Source organism: Romboutsia lituseburensis, from assembly GCF_024723825.1.
GTDB classification, from domain to species: Bacteria; Bacillota; Clostridia; order Peptostreptococcales; family Peptostreptococcaceae; genus Romboutsia_F; species Romboutsia_F lituseburensis_A.
Window position 1 is genome coordinate 2,713,479 of sequence record NZ_JANQBQ010000001.1, and the last position, 19,394, is coordinate 2,732,872.

At 28.8% G+C, this 19,394-nt stretch carries 18 protein-coding genes; 16 read left to right on the forward strand and 2 right to left on the reverse strand.

Annotated features, from left to right (window positions below):
- The first annotated feature begins 240 nt into the window (after positions 1-240).
- Complete coding sequence (locus tag NWE74_RS13280) at positions 241-1,587, forward strand: glucose-6-phosphate isomerase (RefSeq protein ID WP_258243483.1); 1,347 nt, start codon at positions 241-243, stop codon at positions 1,585-1,587.
- Positions 1,588-1,853: 266 nt separating this feature from the next.
- A complete protein-coding gene (gene htrA, locus NWE74_RS13285) occupies positions 1,854-2,927 on the forward strand; it encodes a serine protease HtrA (protein ID WP_330666377.1) in 1,074 nt (357 codons plus the stop codon).
- A gap of 124 nt (positions 2,928-3,051) precedes the next feature.
- On the opposite strand, the gene feoB is transcribed toward htrA, so the two are convergent.
- Together feoB and NWE74_RS13295 are read right to left on the reverse strand one after the other, a co-directional pair.
- Positions 3,052-4,983 carry a ferrous iron transport protein B gene (feoB, locus tag NWE74_RS13290; protein ID WP_258243484.1) on the reverse strand — a complete coding sequence of 644 codons (1,932 nt, stop codon included), beginning with the start codon at positions 4,981-4,983 and terminating at the stop codon, positions 3,052-3,054.
- 13 nt (positions 4,984-4,996) lie between these two features.
- Positions 4,997-5,215, reverse strand: coding sequence for a FeoA family protein (locus NWE74_RS13295; protein ID WP_092726861.1), 219 nt, complete (start codon positions 5,213-5,215; stop codon positions 4,997-4,999).
- A 214-nt stretch (positions 5,216-5,429) separates the two neighbouring features.
- On the opposite strand from NWE74_RS13295, the gene NWE74_RS13300 reads away from it, so the two are divergent.
- From NWE74_RS13300 to NWE74_RS13365, 14 genes are all read left to right on the forward strand, one after another.
- Positions 5,430-5,594: an aspartyl-phosphate phosphatase Spo0E family protein gene (locus NWE74_RS13300; RefSeq protein ID WP_258243485.1), complete on the forward strand. Its 165-nt coding sequence runs from the start codon at positions 5,430-5,432 to the stop codon at positions 5,592-5,594.
- A gap of 128 nt (positions 5,595-5,722) precedes the next feature.
- On the forward strand, positions 5,723-6,565 hold the full coding sequence (locus tag NWE74_RS13305) for a mechanosensitive ion channel family protein (protein ID WP_258243486.1): 843 nt from the start codon (positions 5,723-5,725) through the stop codon (positions 6,563-6,565).
- A 155-nt stretch (positions 6,566-6,720) separates the two neighbouring features.
- Positions 6,721-7,344 (forward strand): MgtC/SapB family protein, encoded by a 624-nt coding sequence (locus NWE74_RS13310; RefSeq protein WP_258244461.1) that lies wholly within the window; start codon positions 6,721-6,723, stop codon positions 7,342-7,344.
- 47 nt (positions 7,345-7,391) lie between these two features.
- A complete protein-coding gene (locus NWE74_RS13315; RefSeq protein WP_258243487.1) occupies positions 7,392-8,237 on the forward strand; it encodes a DegV family protein in 846 nt (281 codons plus the stop codon).
- A 97-nt stretch (positions 8,238-8,334) separates the two neighbouring features.
- Positions 8,335-10,125 carry an oligoendopeptidase F gene (gene pepF / locus NWE74_RS13320; RefSeq protein ID WP_258243488.1) on the forward strand — a complete coding sequence of 597 codons (1,791 nt, stop codon included), beginning with the start codon at positions 8,335-8,337 and terminating at the stop codon, positions 10,123-10,125.
- A gap of 298 nt (positions 10,126-10,423) precedes the next feature.
- On the forward strand, positions 10,424-11,251 hold the full coding sequence (locus NWE74_RS13325; protein ID WP_258243489.1) for a phosphate ABC transporter substrate-binding protein: 828 nt from the start codon (positions 10,424-10,426) through the stop codon (positions 11,249-11,251).
- A 295-nt stretch (positions 11,252-11,546) separates the two neighbouring features.
- Entirely contained in the window at positions 11,547-12,467 is a 921-nt protein-coding gene (gene pstC, locus NWE74_RS13330) for a phosphate ABC transporter permease subunit PstC (protein ID WP_258243490.1), read from the forward strand.
- 1 nt (position 12,468) lies between these two features.
- A complete protein-coding gene (gene pstA, locus NWE74_RS13335) occupies positions 12,469-13,293 on the forward strand; it encodes a phosphate ABC transporter permease PstA (protein ID WP_258243491.1) in 825 nt (274 codons plus the stop codon).
- Positions 13,294-13,313: 20 nt separating this feature from the next.
- Positions 13,314-14,072 carry a phosphate ABC transporter ATP-binding protein PstB gene (pstB, locus tag NWE74_RS13340; RefSeq protein ID WP_258243492.1) on the forward strand — a complete coding sequence of 253 codons (759 nt, stop codon included), beginning with the start codon at positions 13,314-13,316 and terminating at the stop codon, positions 14,070-14,072.
- Positions 14,073-14,160: 88 nt separating this feature from the next.
- Positions 14,161-14,814: a phosphate signaling complex protein PhoU gene (gene phoU / locus NWE74_RS13345; protein WP_258243493.1), complete on the forward strand. Its 654-nt coding sequence runs from the start codon at positions 14,161-14,163 to the stop codon at positions 14,812-14,814.
- A 114-nt stretch (positions 14,815-14,928) separates the two neighbouring features.
- Positions 14,929-15,168, forward strand: a complete 240-nt coding sequence (locus NWE74_RS13350; protein WP_258243494.1) for a hypothetical protein — start codon at positions 14,929-14,931, stop codon at positions 15,166-15,168.
- A gap of 309 nt (positions 15,169-15,477) precedes the next feature.
- Entirely contained in the window at positions 15,478-16,830 is a 1,353-nt protein-coding gene (gene gdhA, locus NWE74_RS13355) for an NADP-specific glutamate dehydrogenase (RefSeq protein WP_258243495.1), read from the forward strand.
- A gap of 198 nt (positions 16,831-17,028) precedes the next feature.
- Entirely contained in the window at positions 17,029-17,901 is an 873-nt protein-coding gene (locus NWE74_RS13360) for an FUSC family protein (protein WP_258243496.1), read from the forward strand.
- Positions 17,902-17,978: 77 nt separating this feature from the next.
- Positions 17,979-19,367: a [Fe-Fe] hydrogenase large subunit C-terminal domain-containing protein gene (locus NWE74_RS13365; RefSeq protein WP_258243497.1), complete on the forward strand. Its 1,389-nt coding sequence runs from the start codon at positions 17,979-17,981 to the stop codon at positions 19,365-19,367.
- Positions 19,368-19,394: the final 27 nt, after the last annotated feature.

The window sequence follows — 19,394 nt, forward strand, 5'->3', positions numbered from 1 at the left end:
AAAAGTTGCCTTAAAAAGGCAACTTTTTTATTTTAAATTTTGTAAATAATATTAAAATAAGAATATATAAATTATTTATTAGATAATAAAAAAATTTAATAAAATATAAATTTAAAATATAGCAATATTATTATTTTATAAATAATTATATAAATTAAAAAAATTGTTATTTTTTTGTTAATCTATAATATTTTTTATGATATAATTTCATTATATTACATAAAGGAAAGAGGTAAGTTTATGGGAAATATAAAATTTGATTATAGTAAAGCTTTAGGATTCTTCAGTCAAAATGAGATAGACTGTATGCAATCGTTTGTTGACGCTGCTCACAATATGGTTCATGAAAAGACTGGTTTAGGAAATGACTTTTTAGGGTGGGTTGATCTTCCTAACAACTATGATAAAGAGGAGTTCGCAAGAATAAAGAAAGCTGCAGAAAAAATCAAATCGGATTCAGATGTTTTATTAGTAATAGGAATAGGTGGATCGTATTTAGGAGCAAGAGCTGCTATAGAAATGGTAAGTCATTCTTTTAGAAATAATTTATCTAAAGACGAAAGAAAAGCTCCAGAAATATATTATGTTGGTAACAATATAAGTTCAACATACATGATGGACTTACTAGATGTAATCAAAAATAAAGATGTATCTATAAATGTTATATCGAAGTCAGGAACTACAACAGAACCTGCAATAGCTTTTAGAATATTCAAGGACTTCTTAGAAAAAAAATATGGAAAAGAAGAAGCAAGCAAGAGAATATATGCGACAACAGATTCAGCTAAAGGGGCTTTAAAGAAATTAGCTGATGAAGAAGGTTATGAAACATTTGTAATACCTGATGATGTAGGTGGACGTTTCTCTGTATTAACGCCAGTTGGATTATTACCAATAGCATGTGCTAACCTTGATATAGATGCTATGATGAAAGGTGCTTCAGATGCTTGTGAAGAATTTAAAACATCTGATTTAAAAACTAACCACAGTTACCAATATGCTGTAGTAAGAAATGTTTTACACAGAAAAGGTAAAGATGTTGAATTGTTAGTAAACTATGAACCGCAATTACACTATGTATCTGAATGGTGGAAGCAATTATATGGAGAGAGTGAAGGGAAAGACAACAAAGGTATATTCCCAGCAGCAGTAGACTTCTCAACAGATTTACATTCAATGGGTCAATATATACAAGAAGGAAAGAGAATATTATTTGAAACTGTTCTTAATGTAGAAAACTCTAAGAAAAATGTAGCTATAGATGAAGCTGAAGTAGATTTAGATGGATTAAACTACTTAGCAGGAAAAACTGTAGACTTTGTAAATAATAAAGCTTTCCAAGGAACTTTACTTGCTCATACAGATGGACAAGTTCCAAATTTAATAGTAAACATACCTCAATTAGATGAATATAACTTTGGATACCTTGTTTACTTCTTTGAAAAAGCTTGTGCAGTAAGTGGATATTTATTAGGCGTTAACCCATTTGACCAACCAGGTGTTGAAGCTTATAAGAAAAACATGTTTGCACTTTTAGGTAAACCAGGATTTGAAAAAGAAAAAGAAGAATTAGAAAAAAGACTTTAATCTTAATTAAGTTAGTTAAGGTTAAATTAAGAATACAGTAATATAATGAAATCATCATTAAGATAAAATTATCTTAGTGGTGGTTTCTTTTATTTTTAAATAACAATACTTTTATAAAAAGTATAAAGTAAATATAAAAAAATATTTAATTATCATATAAATTTTTTAGATAAAATTAAAATAAATGTTATTAAAATATTAATTTTGCTAAAAATACATAATAAGGATGATTATTTATTTTTAGAAATTAATTAGGAGGGATATTTGTGTCAAGTAAAAGAGGAATAGGACTAATCGTTATAGTCTGTATAATAACAGGTATGTTAAGTAGTTTATTAACTGTTGTTTTAATGAAAAATAGTATGGGAAAATCAGAATCAAATTCTAAAGAGATAGTTATAAATGATGATGGAAAAAGTAAAAATATATATCATGCAGTAACTGATAAGGCTATGCCATCAGTAGTTGGTATAACTACAACAACCATAGATACTAACAATATATTTGCTATACCAACGCAATCTCAAGGTGTAGGTACAGGTGTTATAGTAGATGCAAATGGATATATACTTACAAATTCACATGTTGTATCTGATGGAAAAGCAGTAGATGTTAATGTATTATTTAATGATGGATCAAATACAACAGGTAAAGTTTTATGGAATGATCCTCAACTTGATTTAGCAATGGTAAAAGTTGACAAAAAAGGATTAACTCCAGCTGAATTAGGGGATAGTGATAATGTAAGAACAGGTGATATTGCAATCGCAATAGGAAATCCATTAGGTCTTGAATTCCAAAAAAGTGTAACTCAAGGTATAATAAGTGGATTAGACAGAACTATACAAACAGAGAAGTCTAACATGACAGGTTTAATGCAAACAGATGCTAGTATAAATCCTGGTAATAGTGGAGGGCCTTTATTAAATGAAAAAGGTCAAGTGATAGGTGTAAATACAGCAAAAGCATCTCAAGCAGAAGGTTTAGGATTTGCAATACCTATAAATACGGCTAAACCAATAGTGGAACAAATTATAAAAACAGGTAAATTTGAAAAACCTACATTAGGAATAAGTGGAACTGAAGTTTATAAGTTTGAAGCTTCAACAGGTATGAATATAGAAGCAGAAGAAGGTGTTTATGTAGCTGAAGTTATATCTAATTCACCTGCTCAAAAAGCTGGAATACAAACAGGAGATGTTATTGTTAAATTAGCAGATACAAAAATATCAACAATGTCAGATTTAAATAAATCACTATATAAACTCTCAACAGGAGATAAAGCTCCTATAGTAGTAAATAGAGGTGGAAAAGAAATTAAAATGGATGTTAAATTCTAAAAAATATAATAAATAAAAGACAGTAGTATTAATACTACTGTCTTTTATTTTATGAAATATAAAAAATTAAACTTTACATTAAAAAAGGAGCAATTCTATAAAGAATTACTCCTAAAAAGTTCTATTATACTTCTTGCTTAACCTCTACAGAACAATTTCCTTGGCTAGCACATCCTGAACAACCACTACATCCAGGTGAAGATTGTTTTGAATTTAATTTTCTTAATACAACGATTATAGATACTAGTATAATTGAACCACCGATAAGCAGTTCTACTATAGAGCTTGATGATCCTTGCATAAATATAGCACCTCCTATAATTTTAACTATAAATGCTGCTACCCATGCAAGAGCAAATTGATATCCAAGAGATATAAACATCATCTTATTTCCATACTCTTTTTTCATAGTAGCAAGAGCAGCTATACATGGAGTATATAATGCAGAGAATACTAAGAATCCATAAGCAGTAACTCCTGTAAATACTGTAGGAAGAACCTCATTTAAGTTTCCGTAAAGAACATACATAGTATTAACCACTATTTCTTTAGCACCAAGTCCAGTTAATATAGAAACTGAAGCTCTCCAATCACCAAATCCTAGTGGTGCAAATATCGGAGCTACAAGTTTTCCAGCGTATGCTAAAAAGCTATTATTTAAATCTTTTGTAAATCCGTTGAAGTTAAATGATGAAAGAACCCATATCACAACAGACATTGCGAACATTACAGTTACAACTCTTGATAAGAATCCTTTTGATTTATTCCAAGTATTTTTTAAGATTGCGCTTATAGTAGGCAACTTATACTCTGGAAGTTCTAGTATAAATGGTTCAACTTCAGTTTTAAAAGTTGTTTTGTTTAACACTAATGCAACTAGTATTGCTACTACTATACTAACTAAATAAAGAGAAGTAGTAACTATTGCTGCAGTATCAGGGAAAAATATACCTGCGAATAATGCATATATTGGTAACCTAGCACTACATGTCATAAGAGGTGCAATAAGTGCAGTTATTCTTCTATCTTTTTCACTTTCAAGAGTTCTAGTTGCCATTATAGCTGGAGAAGAACATCCAAGACCCATTACCATAGGTATGAAAGCTTTACCAGATAAACCAACTTTTCTCATTATGTTATCCATTAAGAATGCTGTTCTAGACATATAACCACTATCTTCTAAGAATGATAATCCTAAGAATAAAGTAAATATTAGAGGGAAGAATGGTAAAGTACCACCAACACCACCAACTATACCGTCTAGTATAAGTGATTTAAACCAAGGGCTAGAATTTACTAGTATATCACCCAATGGTTTAGCAACATATACATTAATTAATCCAGCTAGGCCTTCTTGTAAAGGTCCACCTACCCAATCGAATGTAAATTTAAATAATAACATAAGAGCTGCTATAAATATAGGGTAAGCTAATATAGGATTTAATATTATATTGTCAAGCTTATCACTTATAGAGGTTTTCTTCTTTGAAGAAGAAACACTACATTTACTTAATATAGACTCGATTTTTTGATAAGTTTCAACCTCTGAGCCCCAGTTAGTAGTATAAGAAAAATTACTATTTGAAGCTGATTTTATAGAGTTTGAAATTTGATCAGTACCACTTTTCTTTTTAGCTATTATTGGAATTACTGTTACATTAAGTTCCTGTGCTAATTTATCATAGTCAATTTTTATACCTTTAGCATCTGCAACATCAAGCATATTAAGTAGTAATACTATTGGCTTATTAAATTGCATTAGTTGTGTTGTTAAATAAAGATTTCTAGATAGATTAGATGCATCCACAACATTAACTATTACATCTACATCTCCATTTTCTAAAAAGTTTTTTGATACTTTTTCTTCGTTTGAGAAAGTATCCATTGCGTATATACCAGGTAAATCTATAATCTTTATATCTTCACCTAAAAATCCTTCTTTTTTATCTATAGTAACACCAGGCCAGTTTCCTACATATTGATTAGAACCTGTAAGAAGGTTAAAAACAGTAGTTTTACCAACATTTGGGTTACCTAATAATGCTACATTAATCATATTTTCCACTCCTTTACTTTAAAGAAATGTTCTTAGCGTCAGATTTTCTAATAGCAAGGTCGAAACCTCTAAATCTTACAACAATTGGATCACCAAATGGAGCAACTTTTCTAACTTCTATTTCAGTATTATCTATACATCCTAAAGCAAGTAATCTTTTTGCTAATTTTTCATTTCCGTTTATATTATTAATAGTACCCTTTTGACCAACTCTTAAATCGTAAACAGTCATCATTAATACCTCCTAATGAAATTCATTATCAATAAAATTATATCAATAATGATTATAATTGTCAACTAATAGCTACTATTTATATAGATATCCAGATAAAAACAATTTAATCATTTATTGACACATTTTGTAATGTACTTGTGTTGACAAAAACAGCTTAAATTTGATATTATATAGCTAGAAATAGACAAATTTGTATATAGTGGTGATCAGTGTGGCGAATAGTGAAATAGAAGCATTAAAAAAAGAGATAGAAGTATTAAGAGACGAAATCAACACCTACATAGAGTATCCGGAAATATTTAAAGAAGAACTTGTTGATTCAAGTAATAAGATAGACTTGTTAATAAATAAATATATGAGTTTAAGTAGTAAATAGCCCACAAAAGTGGGTTTTTTTGTATATAAATTTATAAAATTTTATAATGAATATATTACCAAAAAACTGAGAATATTAAATAACTAGAAGAGTTTATTGTAAATTTGAAGTTGAGGATGATATTTATTATGATAGCTAAAATTATAAAATCTATTTTAATTTTTGTATGTTCATATATAGCGCTAAAAACAATTCATTATCTTTTAAAGAAATTATTTAAGATAACTAAGTTTGATGAAAGATATGAAAATACATTATGCAGTGTATTATCTTCTATAACATATTATATTATTTTTGTACTAAGTCTTATATTAGTACTTAGAGAATTTGAAATAATAGATGCTACTAAATTTGGAACTTTAGTAACCGGTGCTAGTATAGTAGGGCTTATAGCAGGTGTTGCAGCACAGAGTATATTAAAAGATATATTTAATGGATTTTTTATATTATTTGAAAAACAATTACAAGTAGGAGACTTTGTTGTAATAAATGAAGAGTTCAGAGGAACAGTCGAGGAAATAGGCTTAAGAAGTCTTGGACTAAGAGATTGGGACTTAAGAAGAATTACAGTATCAAATGGAAGCATAACAAGTATAAGAAATTATAGTAAAAATAAAATGAGAGTAGTAGTACACGTTAGAGTATGTTATGAAGAAGATCCTATGAAAGTTATGAATTCATTAGAAGAAGTGTGTGATATAATGAATGAAAAGTATAAGGATTATACAATAAGTCCTTCATCAGGAGATAAAAAGAAGTCTTTTAAAGTCTATGGAGTTACAGATATTGAAGATAATCCTGTAGGAGCAAAGTACACTATGACAGGCGTTGTACAGTCATATAAGTATTTCTCTGCATTGAGAGAAACTAAATTACAAATTTTATTAGTGTTTAAAAAGAACGATGTACATATTGCTTATCCTACACATATAAATATATTACATCATGAAAAAAACATTGAAGAGCTATAAATTTAGCTCTTTTATAATACAATGAAGTATATGTTTTATATTTAAATAAATAAAGTTTATAATGAAATTTTCTTTTGGGGGTAAATGAAAAGAGAATATAGGGGGCGATTAAAATTATAGCTGTAAGTAATAAAGAAATAATAATAAGATTATTAATAGCATTAGTAGTAGGTGGATTAACAGGATTAGAAAGAGAAAAATCTCATCAATTTGCTGGTTTTAGAACACATATATTAGTTTCTGTAGGATCTTGTATTACTGCTTTAACATCATTAGCGCTATTTCATGATTATAGCTCGTATGCCAATATAGATCCAGGAAGATTAACAGCGCAAGTTTTATCTGGCATAGGATTTTTAGGTGCAGGAGCAATATTAAAAACGTCTAATGGAATAAGAGGATTAACTACTGCGGCAGGTATATGGGCAACAGCGTGTATAGGAATAACAGTTGGATATGGATATTATGTCCTAAGTATATCTGCATGGTTATTTGTAATGATAACTTTATATATATTAAAAAATATAGATAAGATTTTATTTAGAAAAAAGCAGACTATATTTAGTGTAACAGTAAACAATATAAATATGATATCTGTACTTTATGGAAAATTTGAAAAGTCTCAGATAGATGTGAAAAATATAGATATAGAAAATGACGGTGATAACTGTTGGAAACTAAGCTTTTTTATAGTTTATGATAGAAGAATAATAATGGAAGAGTTAGTTAAAGAATTAAATATGTCAAAAAACGTAATAAGTGTAGATTATTTACATTAAAATAATATAAAATAGAGTATAACTAAATTAAAGCTGAGGTGTATGAATTGAAAAAAAGGATAAAAATAATAACAGACGGTTCGTGTGATTTTCCACAGGAAGTAATAGATAGAGTAAATCCAGGTATAGTAGGGATAAATGTTGCATTCGGAGATGAGTCATTTATCGGAGGTTTAGAAATAGATGATGAAACTTTCTACAATAAAATGAGAGGGCGTAAGGAATTACCTAAAACGTCAAGTCCTTCTCCAGATAGATTTTTAGAACTTTATAACTGCGAGGAAGAGGAAGTTTTAGTATTCACACTAACATCTAAGTTATCTAGTACATATAGTAACGCTGTATTAGCTAAAAATATGTATTTAGAAGAAAATCCACATAAAAGAATCGAAGTTATAGACAGCCAAAGTGGGTCAATAGGTGTTGCTTTGATGATATTAAAATGTAATGAGCTAATAGAGAACGGAAAAACTATGGATGAAATACTAGAAGAAATAGAAAAGTTCAAACAAGAAATGATATTCTTTGGAGCATTAGATACATTGGAAAATGCTATAAAAGGTGGAAGAGTTAATGCAGTTGCAGGTAAGTTAATAAATGCATTAAATTTCAAAGTAATAATAAGAATAGAAGATGGTCTAGTTAAGCCGATAGATAAAGCTAGAGGTGGAAGTAATAGTTTAAAGAAAGCGCTTGAGTATGTTAAAAATCATTTAACTCATGTTGAAACTAGAACTGTAGTAATAGGTCATGCAAATTGCCCTGAAAAAGCAGAAAAAATAAAACAAATAATAAGTGAAGGCTCTAACTTTAAAGAAATATTAATAGCTAGTATAGGCCCTATAATGGGAACGTTCACATCAGAAGGAGCAATACTAGTTTCAGTTTTATAATATAGAATTACATTTTATTAGGTTATATTGGATATAATATATAGTTGAATAAATGAAAATATAATAACTTTAAAATTTTATTAAAGGAGAGTAAATTATGGGAGTAGACAGAAGTAAAATAGAAGATAAGTTTAAATGGCAAATAGAAAAAATGTATGCTAGTAAAGATGCTATAGAAAAAGATATTAAAAAAGTAAAAGATCTTATAGAAAAAGCTAAGGAGTATAAAGGTAAACTTAGTGAGAAGTGGGAAAACCTATACGAAGCTTTAAAAGTATCAGAAGATGCATCAAGAATACTTCAAAATCTATATGTATACACTCATATGAAACAACATGAAGATACAAGAATAAATGAAAATCAATCTATAGCTACTAAAACTGATATGTTATCAACAGAGCTATCTATGGCAACATCATACATAGTTCCTGAGCTTATAGCTATAGATGATACTAAGTTAAAAGAGTATTTAACTCATGATAAATTAGCGTTCTATGAGAAACACATAAATGAAATATTAAGAGAAAAACCACATACATTAACAGAAAGAGAAGAAGAAATTTTAGCTGCAGTTTCTGATTTATCTGGAGTACCTGAAAATGTATATGATATGTTATCATTTGCAGATTTAGAATTCCCTGAAATAGAAGATGAAGAAGGTAATAAAGTTAAGTTAACTCACTCTAACTATTCTGTATTTTTAAAAAGTAAAAATCAAAAAGTTAGAAAAGATGCTTTTGATGCTATGTATTCAGTTTATGGTCAGTATAAAAATACATTTGCATCAACTTTATACGGTGGAATAAAATCAGAAATATTTTATGCTAAGACAAGAAATTATGAGTCTGCATTACAAGCATCATTATTCCAAGATGATATAAGTGTAGATGTTTATAATAATTTAATATCAGCTGTAGACGAAAACTTAGATGCATTAAATAAATATATTGAATTAAAGAAAAAGCTTTTAGGATTAGAAAAAATACATATGTATGATTTATACGTTCCATTAACTGATAAGTTTGATATGAAGATTACGTATGAGGAAGCTAAAGAAATTATATTAGAAGCTTTAAAACCTTTAGGTGAAGAATATTTAGGTTTAATAAAAAGAGCATTTGATGAAAGATGGATAGATGTTTATGAGAATGAAGGAAAACAAGGTGGAGCTTATTCTTGGGGAAGTTATGATTCTGAACCATATATACTAATGAATTATAATGATGACCTAAATTCTTTATTTACATTGATACATGAATTAGGGCATTCTATGCATAGCTATTACTCAAAGCATAATCAAGAATACCTATACTCAAGTTATAAAATATTTGTTGCAGAAGTTGCTTCTACATTAAATGAACTTCTTTTAATAAATTATTTATTAGAAAAATCAAATTCTAAAGAAGAAAGAATTTATTTATTAAATTATTATATAGAACAATTTAGAACTACTGTATACAGACAGACTATGTTTGGTGAGTTTGAAAAACTAACTCATGAAAGAGTAGAAGCTGGAGAACCATTAACAGCTCAAGAATTTAATGAAATATATTATAAGTTAAATGAAAAGTATTATGGAAAATCGTCTATTATAGACCAACAAATTGAATTAGAATGGGCAAGAATACCTCATTTCTATTCAAATTTCTATGTTTATAAATATGCAACAGGATTTTCTGCTGCAAGTGCATTAAGCCAACAGATATTAGAAGAAGGAGAAAATGCAGTTGATAGATATATATCATTCTTAAAAAGTGGTGGATCAGAATATCCATTGGTTCAATTAAAGAAAGCCGGAGTAGATATGCAAAAGAAAGAATCTATAGATGATGCATTAAAGATATTTGGTGAATTAGTTGATCAATTAGAAGAAGAATATAATAAATAATTAAGTAAAAAAGAGTTATCGTAGCGAATATGCATTAAAAGCTAAGATAGCTCTTTTTATATATAAAAATTTTTCTATCTATAAAAAATAAATTGAAAATAGCTAAAGGCTAAATTAAATTAGGTATAATTGAGAAATAATTTTGAATAATCTATATTTTTACACATTCTTAACACAATTTACATCTACTTAACGTACTTATAATATTCACTTAACATAATAACAGTATCATTAAGTTGTAAAGAGGAAAACACATTAAAATAATTTGAATATAAAATATGTGAGTGGGGGTAAACCAATGTTTAAGAAAAAAATAGCGGTATTATTAGCAAGTACAGTATTAGTAGGAAGTTTAGCAGTAGGGTGTGGATCAAGCTCATCAAGTGATGATGGATCAAAAGTAACTGTGTCAGGATCAACATCAGTAGGACCTGTAATGGAATCTATAGCAGAAAAATATCAAGCAGATAATCAAGGTATTACAGTTGAAATACAACAAGTTGGTTCATCAGCAGGTATAAAAAATACTATTGAAGGAACATCTCAAATAGGTATGGCATCTAGAGATTTAAAGGATGAAGAAAAAAATGCTGGTTTAAAAGAAACAGAAATAGCTTTAGATGGTATAGCTTTAGTAACACATAAAAATAATACTGTAAAAGACTTAACAATAGACCAAATAAAAAATATATATACAGGTAAAATTACTAACTGGAAAGATGTTGGAGGAAAAGATGCTCCAATAGTAGTTTTATCAAGAGAAGATGGATCAGGAACTAGAGATGGTTTCCAAGAAAAAGTAGGATTTGAGTCAGAAGCATTAACTAAAGAAGCTCAAATAAGTGATGGATCAGGAAATATAAAAACTACAGTAGAAGGTAATGAAAATGCAATAGGTTATATATCATATGGATACGTTGATGATACTGTAAATATGTTAAAAGTTGGGGGCGTAGAATTGACTCCAGAAAATGTAAAATCAAATGCATATGCAATAGCAAGACCATTTATATTAGTTAATAAAGAAGATTCAATGACAGAACAAGGAAAAAAATTAGTAGATTTCATATTAAGTGACGAAGGTCAGAAAATAATGGAAGGTAAAGGCTTTATAAGCATAAAATAGATATCCTCATGAAAAAGATACACCAAAAGGTGTGTCTTTTGTTTTGTAAAGGAAAATTAATAAAGTTTTCCTTATATTAATTAAAAGTTAAAATGTTAAAAAAATAAAAAAATAATAAAAATAAAGTAAAATTTGTGTTAAAAAAATTGTCTGAATTTTACGCTAGTTTAACTTAAATCTAATATGGATTTAACTTTGGACCTTTATTATAAACTTGTAGGAGTCAATGCCTAATAAAGCAGAGAAAAATTATTTTAATTATAATAAGTGAAGGATATTTTGAGGAGGATGTTTTATGTTAGCAAAGTCTCGCGTGGTAAATGTAAGTAAAAGAGACAATAAGAATGGCAACGAAGGAAAGTACTTAGCAGAAAAGGTAGCAAAAAATGTGTTTTTAATAAGTGCATTAATCGCTGTTGTAAGTTTACTTTTAATAATAGGATTTGTATTCTACAAAGGCCTAACACCATTTTTATTTAAAGGATATTCATTTACTGAATTTTTAACAGGAGCTGATTGGGTACCAAGTGCAGATAAGTTTGGAATCTCATCTATGGTAGCAGCATCAATATTAGCTACAATAGGGGCCTTAGTAATTGGTGTTCCAGTAGGAATACTAACAGCAGTATTTATTGCAGAAGTAGCACCTAAAAGATTAGCAAAGATTATATCACCAGCAGTAGAACTATTAGCAGGAATACCATCAGTATTATATGGGGTATTTGGATTAGCAATAATAGTTCCTGGTATACAAAATATATTTAATTTACCAAAAGGTCAAAGTTTATTTGCGGTAATAATAGTTTTAGCAGTAATGATGTTACCAACAGTAATATCAGTATCAGAAACAGCAATAAGAGCAGTACCTCAAGCTTATAAAGAAGGTTCATTAGCATTAGGAGCATCACATATAGAAACTATATTTAAAGTTGTTCTACCAGCTGCTAAATCTGGTATATTAGCTGCGGTTGTTTTAGGAGTAGGAAGAGCTTTAGGAGAAACAATGGCAGTAATACTTGTAGCAGGTAACTCTCCAGTAATGCCGTCATCTTTAATGGATAGTGTAAGACCACTTACTACTAATATAGCTTTAGAGATGGGATATGCATTCGGAACTCATCAAGAAATGTTATTTGCAACAGGAGTTGTATTATTCACATTTATATTAATATTAAATATAGTATTAAACAAACTTTCAAATAAGGCGGTAGATTAAAATGAGAAAGTTAAAAGAAAATATTTTAAAGTCAGCAGTTTATTTATCGGCAGGATTTACAGTTATTACACTTGTTGTAATAGTAGGATATATATTTATGCAAGGAATCAGTGGAATAAATCCAACCTTCTTATTTAGCAATTATTCAGCATCAGGAGATGGAGGAATATTGCCAATGATAGTAACTACAGTATATACAGTATTACTTTCAATAGCAGTGGCTACTCCAATAGGAATTTTATCAGCAATATACTTACAAGAATATGCTAAAAAAGGAAAATTAGTAACAGCAATTAGATTTGCTACAGAAAGTTTAGCAGGTATACCTTCAATAATATATGGTTTATTCGGAGGGATCTTCTTTGTAGTTACTTTAGGGATGAAGTATTCAATACTATCTGGATCTCTTACAGTAGCAATAATAATATTACCAGTAATAATCAGAACTACAGAAGAAGCTCTAAAAACAGTACCACAAAGTTATAGAGAAGCATCTTTAGCTTTAGGATCAACTAAATTCCAAACACTTTATAAAGTAATATTACCAAGTGCAATACCAGGTATATTATCAGGAATTATATTATCAGTTGGTCGTGTTATAGGAGAATCAGCAGCAATATTATTAACAGCAGGAACGGTAGCTCAAATGCCTGGGACTATATTTGATAGTGCTAGAACACTTACAGTACATGCATACCTTTTAACTAAAGAAAAAGGTGATATACAAGGAGCAGCAAGTATCGGAGTTGTACTAATAATATTAGTGTTAATTTTAAATACAATAGCTAAAGTAGTAGCTAAGAAATTAAACAAAGCAAATTACTAATAATATCAAGAGGTGTAGATATGGAAAACAACACTAAGTTAAATATAGAGAATTTAGATTTATTTTATGGAACGAAACAAGCTTTAAAAAACATAAATATGAATATAAAAGAAAAAAAAGTAACAGCTCTAATAGGTCCTTCAGGATGTGGTAAATCAACATTTTTAAGATCATTAAATAGAATGAACGACTTAATAGAAAATGTAACTATAAAAGGAAAAATAGAAGTAGACGAAGAAGATATATACAATAGCAGTGATGTAATAAAGCTGAGAACTAAAGTAGGGATGGTATTCCAAAAGCCAAATCCATTCCCAATGAGCATATATGATAATGTAGCTTATGGACCTCGTACTCATGGCATAAGAGACAAAAAAACTTTAGACAAAATAGTTGAGGAAAGTTTAAAAGGAGCAGCTATATGGGATGAAGTTAAAGATAGATTAAAGTCATCAGCTTTAGGACTATCAGGAGGTCAACAACAACGTATCTGTATAGCTAGAGCAATAGCTATGAAGCCAGAAGTAATACTTATGGATGAGCCTACTTCAGCTCTAGACCCAATATCAACTTTAAAAGTAGAAGAATTGATAGAAGAGCTAAAAGATGATTATACAATAGTTATAGTTACACACAATATGCAACAAGCAGCACGTGTATCTGATGATACTGCATTCTTCTTAAATGGTGAAGTAATAGAGTTTAGAGATACGAAAACAATGTTCACTAACCCAGAAGATAAGCGTACAGAAGATTATATAACAGGAAGATTTGGATAAAAAAGTCGCTTCGGTAACATCCGTTGCTTAAAGAATCACGTTATAGTGAATTAAATATTAGATAATATTAAAAGAAGGGATTTTTTTTATGGTTAATACAAGTTTAGAATTAAGTATAAACACACTTAAGCAATACACTCTTACTATGATTGAAAGATGTGAAAATGCTGTTGATAAAGCTGTAGACTGCATGGTAAGAAAAGATTTAGAAGGGTCTAAAAAAGTTATAGAAGAAGATGATGAAATTGATACTTTAAGAGAATATATAAGGGATAGAAGTATTGAATTAATTGCTTTAAAACAGCCTATGGCAAAAGATTTAAGATATGTATATGCGCTAGGTAATATAGCTATAGAACTAGAACGTATAGGAGATTATGCTGTAAACATAGCTTTAGAGACTCTTAAAATAGGAGAAGAACCATATATAAAAGCACTAATAGACATTCCTAAAATGGCAAAAGAATGCAAGGATATGCTGTCTCAAGTTAAATTAGCGTTAGAAAATGAAGACGAAGAGCTATGCTATAAAATAGCAGCTCAAGATGATAGAATTGATGATCTATATGTTCAAATTCATGTAGATTGCTTAGAAATTATGAATCAAAATCCAGCTACAGTAAATCAAGGTGTTAGATTATTATTTGTAGGTAGATACCTAGAAAGAATAGGGGATCATATAACTAATGTATGTGAAAAGTTAATATACGCTATAAAAGGCGATATGGTAGAGATTGGGTAAAATTATATTTTACCTTTCTTTTTTGTAATTAGAAAATAAATTAAAAAAATATGTTTAAAAAACTTATTATCTTTCCATAATCTAAATATAAAAAAGTAATGAGGGGGAAGGATAATGAGTAAACAAAAGAATTATAGAAATTTATTAGAGGTATTAATGGAAGGCGAAAAAGAAAATAGAGATTTACAAGATTACATATGTGAGATATTTCCAGAGAAAGCTTCTGATTCAAAATATATAGAAAAATTATACTGCAGAGTATGTGATATATATGATGCAATAGATATTGATATAGATAAGTACTGGATAGCTAACAATTATATAAACATGCTAAGAGAAGTTAAAATATTTTAAAAAGAAAAAGACTATTAAAAATATTAATTTAATAGTCTTTTTCTTTTTAAAAAATATATTTATATATAAGTAAAAAAATATAGAAAAATATTGTCAAACAGCTTTAAAAGTCAGAAAATTCTATATTAATTAAACCTTAAAAAATAATGCAATATAATAAAAAAATATAATTATATTAATACTAAAGTGTAATTTTATTAATTAAAATAAGTAAGAAAATTTTTACAAAAAAGATATTGAAAATAGGACAACAAAATACTACTATGTAAGAGAAAAGGTTTTTCTAAAGTTAAAAGGGGGGCTATTAATATGGAAAATAATGTAAAGCAAGTAATTGAAAAGGTTATAGAAGATGTTAAAGTAAGAAATAAAGGTGAAGCTGAATTCCATCAAACAATCGAAGAAGTTTTACATTCTTTAGAAGGTGTTTTAGTAAAGCACCCAGAATATATAAATGCAAGTATATTAGAAAGAATAGTTGAACCTGAAAGACAAATAATGTTTAGAGTACCATGGGTAGATGATAATGGAAATGTACATGTTAACAGAGGTTTCAGAGTACAATTCAATAGTGCTATAGGACCATACAAAGGAGGACTTAGATTCCATCCATCTGTTAACTTAGGAATAATAAAATTCTTAGGATTTGAACAAATATTCAAAAACTCTTTAACTGGTTTACCAATAGGTGGAGGTAAAGGTGGATCTGACTTCGATCCTAAAGGAAAATCAGATAATGAAATAATGAAATTCTGCCAAAGTTTCATGACAGAATTATATAGACATATAGGGCCTAACATAGACGTACCTGCAGGAGATATAGGTGTTGGTGCTAGAGAAATAGGATTCTTATTTGGTCAATATAAGAGAATAAGAGACTCTTATGATGCTGGAGTTTTAACTGGTAAAGGATTAACTTACGGTGGTTCTTTAGCTAGAAAAGAAGCTACAGGATTTGGAGTTGTATACTTTGTAAATGAAATGTTAAATTACCATAAAGATTCATTTGAAGGTAAGAGAGTAGTTATATCTGGATCAGGAAATGTTGCAATATATGCGGCTCAAAAAGCTATGGAGCATGGTGCTAAAGTTATAGCTATGTGTGACTCTGCTGGATACATAGTAGATGAAAATGGTATTGATTTAGAGATAGTTAAACAAATAAAAGAAGTTGAAAGAAAAAGAATCAAAGAGTATGTTAACAGAAAAGAAGGAGCTCAATACGTTGAAGGTCAAAAAGGAATATGGACTGTTAAATGTGATATAGCTATGCCATGTGCTACTCAAAATGATATAAATATAGATTCAGCTAAGATATTAGTTGAAAATGGAACTAAAGTTATAGGTGAAGGTGCTAACATGCCTTGTACTAATGAAGCTGTAGAATACTTCTTAGAAAAAGGATTATTAGTAGCTCCAGCTAAAGCTGCAAATGCAGGTGGAGTTGCAACTTCAGCTCTAGAAATGTCTCAAAATAGTATGAGATTATCTTGGACATTTGAAGAAGTTGAAGATAAATTAAAAGTTATAATGAAAAATATATTCGAAGCATCTAAAAATGCTGCTGAAGAATATGGTCATGCAGGAAACTACGTAGTAGGTGCTAATATAGCAGGATTCTTAAAAGTTGCAGACGCAATGCTTAGCCAAGGAATAATATAATAAACTCACTAAAAAGTTTATATATAGTCGGGGACTATCTGAAAAGATAGTCTCCTTTTTGCGTTGTAGTAATTTATATATAAATATGATTAAATACTATCGACAAATAATACATTTATATAGATAATATTAAAGTAGTATAAAATATCTAAAAAGGTCATAAAAAATTAAATATTTCTACGACCAGGAGGTAAGATTTTGAAATTGCAAAAGATGGGAATGAGGACCACAAAAACAGGTTTAGCAGTTATGTTATGTGTAATTCTGGGTGGGCTTTTAGTTGAAAGTCCTTTTTATTCAGCGACGGCATGTATAATATCTATGCAAGATACCGTAAAAGGATCTATGAAAGCAGGTGTAAATAGAGTAAAGGGGACAATTTTAGGCGGAATAATAGGATATTTAATCGTTTTAATCGATCCAGGAAATCCTATATTATGTGGGATAGGAGTTATGGCAACTATTTATGTATGTAATTTATTTAAGTTGAATAAATCAATAGTAGTAGCATGTGTAACATTTTTATCTATACATTTAGGAATAATAGACTCAAATCCAGCTCAGTACTCTTTTCACAGAGTGCTAGATACATCTATAGGTGTAGTAGTAGGTGTGTTAATAAATTATATTATAGCTAGGCCAGACTATTTAGATAGCACTATAAATGAATTTAAGCAAATTGAAAAGTTAACAGTTGAATTTATTGAATCTAAAATAGTAAATAAAGCAACCTTTGAAATCAAAAAATTAGAAAAAGAAATTAAAAAAGTAGAAAGTATATACTCTAAACTAGTTGATGAATTAAATTATAGTAGAAACGATGTAGATATAGAAAAACTAGGAGAGGCTCTATGTATTAGTAGAGAAATATATTTTCATATGCAATCTATAGAGTTATTAGAGAAAAAGCTATACTTAAGTCAAGAAAACTATGAGAAAATAAAAGAATTACATAAATTAGAAGATATAAAATGGGATTTACATGAAAGCAAAAGTCCTGTTTTTAATTATCATCTAAGCAAAATTATAGATGAAATAAAATTACTTCATAAAATAAATAAATCTAATTAATAATCAATAAAATATAAATAAAAAACAATGTCTCTGTAAATATTACCTATATAAGTAATATAAGGAGGCATTTTTTTATGGAATCAATTAACTTAAATACAAAGATTTTATATGATTATAAGATGAGGTTATTTAATGAATTGATAAGGTTAGTATGGGAAGATAATTTAGAAGAGATAGAGAATATTCCTCAAAAGGTTATCGGAGAATATATATACGAAAAATTTGATAAAGAGACTATTACAAACTTAATGAGAATAACAATGGGACTAGATGTATCAGAAGAATACGATATAACATTAAAAGATTTAGCGTATGAAGCTATGAATTTGAATGAGGTTACTCAACCAATAATATCTATAATTTCTGAAGCATGTAAATATTGCGATAGAACTAATAAAGAAGAGGAATGTTTTGTAAAAGAAAAGCATATTAATTGTAATGTGAACAACACTTGTAGTTCATGTGGTGATTGTGTGTCAAAGTGCAACATAGGTGCGATATCGGACAAGATACAATTTATACCAATGATAAACCTATTAAAAGATGAAAAATGTCCGGTATATGCGATAGTCGCTCCTGCTTTTGTAGGCCAGTTTGGAGATGAAGTAACTCCTGGAAAATTAAGAACAGCTTTAAAATTATTAGGATTTGAAGATATGATAGAAGTTGCTTTGGCGGCGGATATATTAACTGCTAAAGAAGCTTATGAATATTGTGAACATATGAAAGATAATCCCGAAGGGTACTTTATAACTAGCTGTTGTTGCCCTGTATGGGTAGGTATGATTGAAAATAATTTTAAAAATGTATTACCAAATGTTTCACCATCGGTATCTCCTATGATAGCCTGTGGAAGAGCTATAAAATTATTAAATCCAATTGCAAAAGTAGTATTTATAGGACCTTGTATGGCAAAGAAAAAAGAAGCAGTTATAGATGAACTAAAGGGAGCGATAGACTTTGTTTTAACTTTTAAAGAAGTAGAAGAAATATTTAATTCATTAAATGTTAATTTAGCAGACCAAGAAGATGAAAGTAGAGTAGAAGCTTCCTTTGCAGGACGTGTGTACGCTAAAAGTGGAGGTGTTAGTGAAGCTATAAAAATGTCATCTAAGAGGATCAATGAAGCTATAAAATTTATAAGTCACTCATTCCAAGGTACAAAAGAATGCAAAGAGGGACTAGAGAAATTAAGCAATAATGAAATAAATGCTACTTTTATAGAAGGTATGGGATGTGTAGGAGGATGCGTTGGTGGCCCAAAAAGAATCTTAACAGTTGAAAAAGGGACAAAGCATGTAGAGTATTATTGTAAAGAAACTCAAATGGAAACACCGTTTGAAAATTTAAATGTAATTCAGTTTTTAACTATGATGGGGATAAAAAGAATTGAATCGTTAGGAGAAAAAGAAGAAGAACAAGTACTAAAAATATTTAGTAGAAATATCACAGATAATAATTAAAGTTATTATATGAGAGGGAGATTAGGG